General features: G+C 36.0%; 11 protein-coding genes. 4 read left to right on the plus strand and 7 right to left on the minus strand.

Annotation, left to right across the window (positions count from 1 at the left end; genetic code table 11):
* Positions 1–61: 61 nt before the first annotated feature.
* Positions 62–1,621 (plus strand): NAD(P)/FAD-dependent oxidoreductase, encoded by a 1,560-nt coding sequence (locus Q0Q99_RS11415; protein WP_293895935.1) that lies wholly within the window; start codon positions 62–64, stop codon positions 1,619–1,621.
* A 15-nt stretch (positions 1,622–1,636) separates the two neighbouring features.
* Here Q0Q99_RS11415 and Q0Q99_RS11420 read toward each other — a convergent pair whose 3' ends face one another.
* From Q0Q99_RS11420 to rsfS, 7 genes are all read right to left on the minus strand, one after another.
* Positions 1,637–2,464 carry a superoxide dismutase gene (locus tag Q0Q99_RS11420; RefSeq protein WP_293895938.1) on the minus strand — a complete coding sequence of 276 codons (828 nt, stop codon included), beginning with the start codon at positions 2,462–2,464 and terminating at the stop codon, positions 1,637–1,639.
* Positions 2,465–2,468: 4 nt separating this feature from the next.
* Positions 2,469–2,741, minus strand: a complete 273-nt coding sequence (locus tag Q0Q99_RS11425) for an acyl-CoA-binding protein (RefSeq protein WP_293895941.1) — start codon at positions 2,739–2,741, stop codon at positions 2,469–2,471.
* Positions 2,742–2,747: 6 nt separating this feature from the next.
* Positions 2,748–3,401 carry a phosphatidylserine decarboxylase family protein gene (locus Q0Q99_RS11430; RefSeq protein WP_293895944.1) on the minus strand — a complete coding sequence of 218 codons (654 nt, stop codon included), beginning with the start codon at positions 3,399–3,401 and terminating at the stop codon, positions 2,748–2,750.
* A complete protein-coding gene (locus Q0Q99_RS11435; protein WP_293895947.1) occupies positions 3,391–4,212 on the minus strand; it encodes a phosphatidate cytidylyltransferase in 822 nt (273 codons plus the stop codon). The genes Q0Q99_RS11430 and Q0Q99_RS11435 overlap by 11 nt, the downstream gene beginning before the upstream one ends.
* Before the next feature lies 1 nt (position 4,213).
* Positions 4,214–4,819, minus strand: a complete 606-nt coding sequence (locus Q0Q99_RS11440; RefSeq protein ID WP_293895949.1) for a lactate utilization protein B/C — start codon at positions 4,817–4,819, stop codon at positions 4,214–4,216.
* Positions 4,820–4,931: 112 nt separating this feature from the next.
* Positions 4,932–6,851, minus strand: coding sequence for an ATP-dependent zinc metalloprotease FtsH (gene ftsH / locus Q0Q99_RS11445; protein ID WP_293895951.1), 1,920 nt, complete (start codon positions 6,849–6,851; stop codon positions 4,932–4,934).
* Between the two features lie 21 nt (positions 6,852–6,872).
* Positions 6,873–7,244 (minus strand): ribosome silencing factor, encoded by a 372-nt coding sequence (gene rsfS / locus Q0Q99_RS11450; protein WP_293895954.1) that lies wholly within the window; start codon positions 7,242–7,244, stop codon positions 6,873–6,875.
* Positions 7,245–7,337: 93 nt separating this feature from the next.
* Here rsfS and Q0Q99_RS11455 point away from each other — a divergent pair, with 93 nt between their 5' ends.
* The 3 genes from Q0Q99_RS11455 to Q0Q99_RS11465 all read left to right on the plus strand — a co-directional run bounded on the left by Q0Q99_RS11455 (position 7,338) and on the right by Q0Q99_RS11465 (position 10,210).
* Positions 7,338–8,063, plus strand: a complete 726-nt coding sequence (locus Q0Q99_RS11455; RefSeq protein WP_293895957.1) for a biotin--[acetyl-CoA-carboxylase] ligase — start codon at positions 7,338–7,340, stop codon at positions 8,061–8,063.
* Between the two features lie 139 nt (positions 8,064–8,202).
* Positions 8,203–9,396, plus strand: a complete 1,194-nt coding sequence (gene sucC, locus Q0Q99_RS11460) for an ADP-forming succinate--CoA ligase subunit beta (protein WP_293895960.1) — start codon at positions 8,203–8,205, stop codon at positions 9,394–9,396.
* Positions 9,397–9,601: 205 nt separating this feature from the next.
* The gene (locus Q0Q99_RS11465) at positions 9,602–10,210 is read left to right on the plus strand and encodes a hypothetical protein (protein ID WP_293895963.1); all 609 of its coding nucleotides are present in this window, start codon (positions 9,602–9,604) and stop codon (positions 10,208–10,210) included.
* The last annotated feature ends 80 nt before the right edge of the window (positions 10,211–10,290 follow it).

A 10,290-nucleotide genomic window follows, 5' to 3' on the forward strand; every position in this document is an offset into this window, starting at 1 on the left:
TCAAGCAAAATTACAATAACAATTTTCAAATTGCTATTTTTACCCAAAATTCAACTCAATAATGCCACAAGAATTACAACTTCAGGTTTCACCCGAAATAGCCGCAAACGAAAGTTTACTCTATGAGAATGTTGCTCAATTAGTTCGGGTTTCGACTAAATTAGTCCATAAAGTTGTGATTCTGAAACGCTCCATAGACGCGCGTCAAAAATCTATTAAAGTCAATCTTAAAGTTTCGGTTTACCTTAGAGGAGATCAATATGTGGAACAAAATATTGAACTTCCCGATTATAAAAACGTTTCCAATTCGCAGGAAGTAATAATAATTGGTGCCGGTCCGGCCGGATTATTCGCTGCTTTGCAATTAATAGAATTAGGTTTAAAACCAATAGTTATCGAGCGCGGAAAAGATGTTCGCGGTCGCCGCCGAGATTTAAAAGCCATCAACGTTGAACATATTGTCAATGAAGATTCGAATTATTGTTTTGGCGAAGGCGGAGCAGGAACCTATTCTGACGGGAAATTATATACGCGTTCCAAAAAACGGGGCGATGTAGACAAGATTCTTAAATTGCTGGTAGGTTTTGGCGCAACACCTGATATTTTAGTTGAAGCGCATCCACACATCGGAACCAATAAATTGCCTCAAATCATTCAGGACATTCGCGAAAAAATTATCGAATGTGGCGGAAAGGTTTTGTTTGAAACACGCGTCACAGATTTCATTATAAAAAGTAACGAGATTCGAGGTGTTGTTACTCAAAATGGCGATACGATTTCTGCAAACAAATTAATTTTAGCGACCGGGCATTCGGCCCGTGATATTTTTGAATTATTGGACAGAAAAAAGATTCTTATCGAAGCCAAACCTTTTGCAATTGGCGTCCGTGCTGAACATCCCCAGGAATTAATTGATAAAATTCAGTACAGTTGTGACTTTCGCGGAGACTATTTACCGCCTGCGCCATATTCTATAGTAAAGCAGGTGAATGGTCGCGGTATGTATTCTTTTTGTATGTGTCCGGGCGGTGTAATTGCACCTTGCGCTACGAGTCCGGGCGAAGTGGTAACCAATGGTTGGTCACCATCAAAACGAGATCAGGCAACAGCCAATTCGGGTATTGTAATTGAATTGCAATTGGAAGATTTCAAGCCATTCGTTAAATTTGGTGCATTGGCGGGAATGGAATTTCAGAAAAGCATCGAACAGAAAGCGTGGCAATTAGCTGGGCAAACTCAAAAAGTTCCGGCACAGCGAATGATTGATTTCACTCAAAATAAAATATCAGCTTCAATTCCGAAAACGTCCTATGTACCTGGTACAACTTCGGTTGAAATGGGACAGGTTTTTCCAGGATTTTTAACTCAAATACTACGGGAAGGTTTTACCGAATTTGGAAAATCAATGCGCGGTTATATGACCAATGAGGCCATTCTTCACGCGCCCGAAAGCAGAACGTCATCGCCGGTCAGAATACCACGCGATAATCAAACGTTGGAACATCCACAAATCAAAGGATTATATCCTTGTGGCGAAGGTGCAGGATTTGCGGGTGGAATTATTTCAGCTGCTATTGATGGTGAAAAATGTGCGTTAAAGATTGCTGAAGTTTTAAAATAATCCTGCTACGATAATCTATTTCTTAGCTATCGCTTCTTCAAAACGTTCTGAAACTTTTTTCCAATTGATTATTTTGAAGAAGTTGTCGATATATCTTTTGCGTTTGTATTGATAATCTAAGTAGTAGGCGTGTTCCCAAACATCGAGGTTTAGAATTGGAGTGCCCGACACCGTTTGTTTTGGCATCAAAGGATTATCCTGATTTGGCGTACTGGTCACTTGCAATTTACCTGTTTTATCAACGACTAGCCAAGCCCAACCTGAACCAAATTGTTTGTCGGCCGCATCAGAAAATTGTGTTTTAAACAGTTCAAACGAACCAAAATCCCGTGTGATAAGCGATGCTAAAGTATCTTTAGGTTGTCCGCCTGATTTAGGCGACATGCCTTCCCAAAACAAACTGTGATTATAATAACCACCGGCATTGTTGCGCAAATCCGGATTTGTGCCATCACACTTTTTTAAGATGTCTTCAATACTTAAGTCAGTTAGCGTTAGATCTTCTGCAACTAACTTATTTAGATTGTTCGTATAAGTTAAATAATGTTTGGAATAATGCATTTCCATCGTCAGTATATCAATATTTGGTGAAAGCGCATTGTATTCATAAGGCAATTTCACCAATGAGAATTCACCATCATTGGCAGTTACATCATCAGGTTGACCAATAGTAATTTTCTCTTCGGCTGATGGTAAAGGAACTTCGACAACTTCAGTAAGTTTTTTTCTTTTGCACGAAGGGATCAATAGTATAAGGGAAAAGCATAATACTAATGTAAAAACATTTTTACTCACTATCAAAAGGTTTGTTTTTAATTGGTGATTGTGAACCTGCGGTTTCATAGGGTTATTTTTTATTTGCAATTTCGTTGATTGCTTTTATATACAGTTCTTTGGCTTCATCAGTCGATAAATGGCTAATTTGCATCCATGCATTGGTTTTGAATGCATTTCGTAAGTCAAAATCGGAAGAGTAATCGTAACTTATAGTGCCAAAAGAAGCTTGCTTGTAATAGGCATACAATCGCAATTGTACATCTTGTGGAAGTTCAGACTGTGACATTTTTGAAGCGGTATCTACAGCTTCCAGAAATCGAATATCTAGTTCTTTTTCATCCATTTATAATTATGCTTTTGATGCAATTACAGTTTGGTTTCCAACAGCATTTTGTTGAAGTGAGACTTCTATTTTGGTTCCCATTGGAAAAAACATATCTACTCTGGAGCCAAATTTAATAAAACCTGCATCATCGCCCTGACGAACCTGCATTCCTTCTTCGGCGTAATTTACAATTCTACGTGCTAAAGCACCAGCAATCTGACGATAAAGAACTTCTCCAAAAACCCTGCTTTCAATAACCACCGTTGTTCGTTCGTTTTCGGTACTTGCTTTTGGATGCCAGGCTACCAAATATTTCCCCGGATGGTATTTGCTGTATTTTATTTTTCCGCTAACAGCGTAACGGGTAACATGGACATTTATTGGCGACATAAAAATAGAAACCTGTAGACGTTTGTCTTTAAAGTATTCGTCTTCAAACACTTCTTCAATAACAACTACTTTTCCGTCAACAGGAGCAAGAATAACTTTATCATTTGCTTCTATTTTTCTATTCGGATTCCTGAAAAATTGTAAAATCAGTACTAGAAAAACCAAAGTTGCAATTTGAATGGTTTTTTCTAACCAGATTATCGAAGTCAATTTTGGTGCAAACAGAGTAATTAGTACCGTTAGTGTTGTTGCAATTAAAATAATTTTCCCGCCTTCTTTATGAAACATAATATAAAATTTGATAAAATAAATAAACAAATGGTGCTACAAATATAATACTATCCAGTCTATCAAGAACACCACCATGGCCTGGCATTATATTTCCACTGTCTTTTACGTCCGCAATTCTTTTAAATTTAGATTCGATTAAGTCACCTAAAGTACTGAATATACTGATAATTACCGGACTTATGGTCCAAATTAAGATTGAACCGCCAATATAAAATTTTGAGATTAATATTCCGGCAATTATAGAAAACAACATTCCTCCAAAAAAACCTTCTACTGTTTTTTTAGGAGATATTCTTTCGATAAGTTTGTGCTTACCTATTGATTTACCAACAATATAGGCGAAGGTATCATTAGTCCAGATTAGGATAAAGATGCTTATTATAATCTGGGGATTAAAGCCATCCCTACCAAACGGAATCTTGGTAATTAAGATGAATGGAAAAATTACATAACCAATGACATAAATGTATTTTGAGAGCTTATCAATTTTATTTTTCTTGGAAACAAAAAGAAGATGCAGGCATTTAACGGAAACAAATAGTGTTGCTGCTAAAAGCAAAATATCATTGGTGTGTTCGCTAGCGTTGGTGAAACCTTTTTTAAAATAGGTAGCTAAAATATATGTAAATCCGCCAAAAAGTAAAGGAAAGATTTTATTTAAATGAACCAGCTGGCAAAACTCGTAAATTGCAATTAGCAGAAATATTCCGAACAAGACATAAAAACTGGTAACCGAATATGAAGTAGCAATTATTAGTAGTGCGACATAAATTACACCAGATAAAAATCTCTTTAGTGTTTCGTTCATTTTACAAATCTTCTAGAAGCAGCAAGTATAGGTTCTTTGCAGTGCTTCCATATTGAAGAAAGTCCTCGTCTTTTGCTTTCTCAAAATATTTTATTGTGGTAATATTTGTTGGATAGTCTTTTTCGTATTTCTTTTTAATTACTCGTAGCCCATCACTTTTTGCTTCTAAAATTTGACTTGTTGTTGCTAAGATAATGATGTTGTTTGGTAAATCATTTGGTTTGTTTTGTTTGATTTGATTCGACGAAAAAAGGACTGAACCTTCATCTGCAATCAGATTTTCACAACTGGCGAATAAAAATTTTGGACTGCTGGGTTTATCGTATTTCAGCTTATTTTCGTCCAACATGCTATAAAGCTTTGGCTCATAGCAAAGAGCGTCGCATTCAAACCAATCATTTTCTTCTAAGATATTCAGAAACTGATCTTTTACTTCGTTTAAGTTTTCACAGTATAAAAACTTACCGCCATTTTTTTTGAAGTTATAAGTGAATTTTTCATCTACCGGAAGTAATGAAAAGCTTGAAGGAGTATTGTTGAATTCGCTTTGACTTTCTTCGTCAGAGGCATCATTACCGGTGCCAAAAAATTTTCTGAAAAGACTCATGCTCGTTTGGGTATAATCGTGTTTAAAAATTGAAATCCTCCAAAGATAAAAAAATCTTAATTCAAAAGTATGTTTTGAATTAAGATTTTAAAAAATTGTGAAAATACTTTGATTAAACTATATCTGTTTCTTCCGGCGGAATGTTAAAAGGTCTTTTCCCAAAAATAGTTTCTAAATCATCTTTAAAAATAACTTCTTTTTCTATCAGGATTGCAGCAAGCTGTTCCAGTTTCTCCTTGTTATCCTCTAAAATTTTTATCGCTCTTTGATATTCATTTTCAATCATAATCGAAATTTCTTTATCAATTACTAATGCGGTTTCTTCAGAATATGGTTTTGAAAAACTATATTCACTCTGTCCGGTTGAGTCATAATACGTTATGTTACCTATTTTGTCATTCAAACCATAAATGGTAACCATAGCGCGCGCCTGTTTGGTTACTTTTTCTAAATCGCTCAAAGCCCCGGTTGAAATTTTATTAAAAACAACTTTCTCTGCTGCCCTTCCACCCATAGTAGCACACATTTCATCAAGCATTTGATCCGGACGCACAATTAACCTTTCCTCAGGTAAGTACCAGGCTGCACCCAAACTTTGTCCTCTAGGAACAATGGTAACTTTTATTAAAGGAGCAGCATGTTCGAGCATCCAGCTTACGGTTGCATGACCCGCTTCGTGAACGGCAATAGCATGCTTCTCTTCAGTGGTAACAATTTTATTTTTCTTTTCTAATCCACCAACAATTCGGTCAACGGCATCTAAAAAGTCCTGCTTGTCTACAGCAGTTTTGTTATTTCTGGCTGCAATTAATGCGGCTTCGTTACACACGTTAGCAATATCAGCACCCGAAAAGCCAGGTGTTTGTTTGGCTAAAAATTCAGTGTCTAAATTTTCTACTTTTTTAAGCGGTGCTAAGTGTACTTCAAAAATTTCCTTTCTTTCGCGGATGTCCGGTAAGTCAACATAAATCTGTCTGTCAAAACGTCCTGCACGCATCAAAGCTTTGTCTAAAACGTCTGCTCTGTTGGTTGCAGCAATTACGATTACGTGTGTATTGGTGCCAAAACCATCCATTTCTGTAAGCAATTGGTTCAGGGTATTTTCACGTTCGTCATTACCACCCGACATATTGTTTTTCCCTCTGGCTCTACCCACGGCATCAATCTCATCTATAAAAATTATGGATGGCGCTTTATCTTTGGCTTGTTTGAATAAATCCCGAACACGAGAAGCACCAACACCAACAAACATTTCAACAAAATCAGAACCTGATAAAGAGAAGAAAGGAACTTTAGCTTCGCCGGCTACGGCTTTCGCCAATAATGTTTTTCCTGTTCCCGGAGGACCAACCAAGAGTGCGCCTTTTGGAATTTTACCACCAAGAATGGTGTATTTTTCCGGAGTTTTAAGAAATTCTACAATTTCCTGTATTTCTTCTTTGGCACCTTCTAATCCCGCCACATCTTTAAAAGTTGTTTTTACTTCTGTCTTTTCGTCAAAAAGTTTGGCTCTCGATTTTCCAATGTTGAAGATTTGGCCACCGCCACCGCCAGCTCCACCGGACATTCGACGCATGATTAATATCCAAATTCCAATAATGATAATAAAAGGCAATAACGTAATCAGGAGTTCTGACCAATTGCTTTTAGCCTGGAAATCAAAGTCTTTAATTTTCCCTTCTTGTTTAGCTTTTTCAATTTTTTTCTGGAAACTTTCCTGGTTACCAGTATCAAAAGAAAAGTGTGGCCCCTTGTTTGCATTGCCCAACATATCTTTGGACACTTTAGCATTTGCCTTATCTGTTAAAGCCGCTTTGGTCAAATAAGCTTCCCCTTGGGTATTATTATAGACAATTACTTTTTCAATTTGTCCTTTGTTTAAATACTCATCAAATTTTGAAGAAGATATCTTGGTACTGTCTTGAAAACCGGAACCGCCGAAGTAATTAAGCGCAATAAACCCGGCAATAACTATTACGTATATTAATATAGGATTTATTTTGAAATTATTGGATTTTTTTTCGTTAGCCATTTTTTATACTATGAACTATTTTTAATATTTATTTTGGATTGTAGTTATTTTGGCATCGCCCCAAAGTCCTTCTATGTTATAAAATTCGCGAATTTGTTTTTGAAAAACATGTACAACGATATTAACATAATCCATTAAAACCCATTCAGCATTGTCCGCTCCTTCAACGTGCCATGGCTTATCTTTTAATTCTTTAGAAACTAATTTTTGGATGGAGTTAACAATTGCGTTAACTTGTGTATTTGAACTACCGTTACAGATTATAAAGTAATCACAAACTGCTGTATCAATGGCTCTTAAATCGAGGATGTCAATATCATTTCCTTTTACTTCTTCTATTCCTTTTATGATGTTCGCCAAAAGAACATCTGTGTTAACCGTTTTCTTCGTCATTTATAATTTATGTATGTTTTGCAAATGTATTACTTTTGTATTTACTTTTTGCTTAACAAAAGTTTAAAATTAACTAATATTTACCATTCTGTCATGCCTTTAATCAAACTCAATGCCATAGATTCGACAAATGACTTTTTAAAGCATTTGTTTAAGGAATCAGCAGTGGAGGATTACACTATTGTCATAGCAAAGGAACAAACCAAAGGCAAAGGACAAATGGGCGCAAAATGGATTTCTGAACCTGGTAAAAATCTTATTATGAGTGTTTTGGTCAAAGGTATCCAGCCGAACAACCATAATATTTATGATTTTAATATCGCCGTTGCGGTGTCGGTGCTACAAGTTTTAAAAAATATTCAAATACCAAATGTTGCTATAAAGTGGCCCAACGACATTATGGCAGATTCTAAGAAAGTGGCAGGCATACTGATTGAAAATATCATAAAGCCCGATGGCAGTTTTACAGCTATCATTGGCATTGGGTTAAATTTAAACCAAACTAATTTTGAAAATCTTCCTCAAGCGACTTCGTTAAAATGCATAACAGGAAAAACGTATGAACAGGAAGCGATTGCGATTCTTATAAAAGATTCTTTAGAAGTAAATAGTGTAACTTTAAAAAATCATCCTGATTCTCTCTGGAAAGAATATGACGATTCTCTTTTTAAAAAAGATTATCCATCGCCTTTTGAAGATAAAAATGGAAATCGTTTTATGGGCATAATTAAGAAAGTCACTCGTGATGGTAAACTTGAGGTAATGCTTGATGATGACCGGACAATGCATTTTGAGGTTAAGGAGTTAAAGATGTTGTAATGAATTTTTACCCAATACAATCAAAAAATTGTCAACTAATAAATCACGAAACATTTCCTTTCGGTTTGATTCTAAATTAATTACTTTTGTGGCACATTTAAGGAATTAACACTCAGTTTTTCAAATAAAACTCATAAATATGAACATACACGAATATCAAGGAAAAGAAATCTTAGCAAGTTATGGCGTTCGCGTTCAGCGTGGCATTGTTGCTAATAATCCGGTTGAAGCTGTTGCTGCTGCAAAACAATTAACCGCTGAAACAGGAACAGGCTGGCATGTTATCAAAGCACAAATTCACGCAGGTGGAAGAGGAAAAGGCGGTGGCGTAAAGTTGGCAAAAAATTTACAGCAAGTCGAAGAAATCTCAGAACAAATAATTGGGATGATGTTAAAAACACCTCAAACACCTCCCGAAGGAAAGCGCGTGAATAAGGTGTTAATCGCTGAAGATGTTTATTATCCCGGAGAAAGTGAGACCAAAGAGTTTTATATGTCTGTTCTTTTAAACAGAGCGAAAGCCAGAAACATGATTATGTATTCTACCGAAGGCGGAATGGATATTGAAGAAGTTGCAGAGCACACTCCACATTTAATCTTTACCGAAGAAATTGATCCGTCAGTTGGATTGCAAGGTTTCCAGGCACGTAGGATTGCTTTTAATCTTGGCCTTTCAGGAAATGCTTTCAAGGAAATGGTGAAGTTTGTTGACTCATTATATAATGCTTACGTGGGCTCTGATGCTTCCATGTTTGAAATTAATCCGGTTTTAAAAACTTCGGATAATAAAATAATGGCTGTTGATGCTAAAGTAAATATTGATGATAATTCTTTATTCCGTCAGCCGAAATATTCCGATATGCGTGACATTCGGGAAGAGAACCCAATCGAAGTCGAAGCAAAGGAAGTTGGCCTAAACTATGTCGACCTAGACGGAACTGTTGGCTGTATGGTTAACGGTGCCGGATTAGCAATGGCAACAATGGATTTAATTAAATATGCAGGTTTTGAACCAGCAAATTTCCTTGACGTGGGTGGAACTGCAGATGCAAAACGTGTGGAAACAGCCTTCAGAATCATCCTAAAAGACCCAAACGTAAAAGCAATCCTTATCAATATCTTTGGCGGAATTGTTCGTTGCGACCGTGTTGCACAAGGTGTTGTTGATGCGTATAAAAACATGGGCGATGCTATTAAAGTACCAATCATTGTACGTCTTCAGGGAACAAATGCTGAAATAGCAAAAGAATTAATTGATAATTCAGGAATGCCAATTTTATCAGCTACACAATTTCAGGAAGCCGCGGACCAGGTAAAAGCAGCTTTGTCATAAAATAAAATATATTTAAAATAAAAAACCCTGAGTGTAAGCTCGGGGTTTTTTATTGAAAGTTACTTTTTCAAACATTTTTTTAAAAATCATTTCATTAAATGTACACCTTTAGTGTACCTATGGTATTTTTGAATTTTCTAACTTCACCAAAGAATAGTTTACAAACAGTAAAGAAAGTTATTTATTAACCAAAAAACGTAACATTATGAAACACACACTTATACTAGCATTATTGCTATTGCTAATAGGATGCAGCAGCGACAGCAACCCCGAAGACGGCTTGCCACCCGAAACACAAACAGGCGCCAATACCTTTGGCTGTTTGATAGATGGGAGATTATTAATTCCTAGATCTGGAAACAATAATATTGTTAACCCAGCATGGGGTGCAATTATGTGGGGAAGTGGAGATGCAAATCCTAATGCTTACAAAGAATTAGAGGTTCGAGATTTAAAGAGTCCTCGTAGAGCTAGTTTTTTACTACACATGAAAGAGGTAGCAATTCATGGAACTGGAGATTACATAATAAATGAGTCTAATGGATTAAATAGTACCGAAGGTGGCGGATTAGATCAAAATTACATGCATTGTGTGATTTTTGACAAAACTACCAATTCTTACCAGCAATATGTTTCTTTTGAAAATTCAGGGCTATTAAAAATAACATTTTATAATCCTTCTGCAGGGGTTATTCTTTCGGGAACTTTTAATTGTAAAGTGCGAAATATTCAAAATCCTAGTGATGAAATAGAAATAACTAAAGGAAGGTTTGATGTAAAGTCTCAAAACTTAATGCAAACGTATTTTCCATAAAAATAGGCTGACTCGGCAAAGACGACGCTGTAATATCAATAAATAAATTTTCCGAAAAAACATATAACTATGTGCCAAAG

This window comes from Flavobacterium sp. (assembly GCF_025352425.1).
Lineage (GTDB): Bacteria > Bacteroidota > Bacteroidia > Flavobacteriales > Flavobacteriaceae > Flavobacterium.

Excerpts from the sequence above, each read along its gene's own strand:
- Q0Q99_RS11435 (WP_293895947.1), bottom strand. The coding sequence starts at position 4,212 with ATGAACGAAACACTAAAGAGATTTTTATCTGGTGTAATTTATGTCGCA.
- Q0Q99_RS11455 (WP_293895957.1), top strand. The coding sequence starts at position 7,338 with ATGCCTTTAATCAAACTCAATGCCATAGATTCGACAAATGACTTTTTA.
- ftsH (WP_293895951.1), bottom strand. The coding sequence starts at position 6,851 with ATGGCTAACGAAAAAAAATCCAATAATTTCAAAATAAATCCTATATTA.
- Q0Q99_RS11415 (WP_293895935.1), top strand. The coding sequence starts at position 62 with ATGCCACAAGAATTACAACTTCAGGTTTCACCCGAAATAGCCGCAAAC.
- rsfS (WP_293895954.1), bottom strand. The coding sequence starts at position 7,244 with ATGACGAAGAAAACGGTTAACACAGATGTTCTTTTGGCGAACATCATA.
- sucC (WP_293895960.1), top strand. The coding sequence starts at position 8,203 with ATGAACATACACGAATATCAAGGAAAAGAAATCTTAGCAAGTTATGGC.
- Q0Q99_RS11440 (WP_293895949.1), bottom strand. The coding sequence starts at position 4,819 with ATGAGTCTTTTCAGAAAATTTTTTGGCACCGGTAATGATGCCTCTGAC.
- Q0Q99_RS11465 (WP_293895963.1), top strand. The coding sequence starts at position 9,602 with ATGAAACACACACTTATACTAGCATTATTGCTATTGCTAATAGGATGC.
- Q0Q99_RS11420 (WP_293895938.1), bottom strand. The coding sequence starts at position 2,464 with ATGAAACCGCAGGTTCACAATCACCAATTAAAAACAAACCTTTTGATA.
- Q0Q99_RS11430 (WP_293895944.1), bottom strand. The coding sequence starts at position 3,401 with ATGTTTCATAAAGAAGGCGGGAAAATTATTTTAATTGCAACAACACTA.
- Q0Q99_RS11425 (WP_293895941.1), bottom strand. The coding sequence starts at position 2,741 with ATGGATGAAAAAGAACTAGATATTCGATTTCTGGAAGCTGTAGATACC.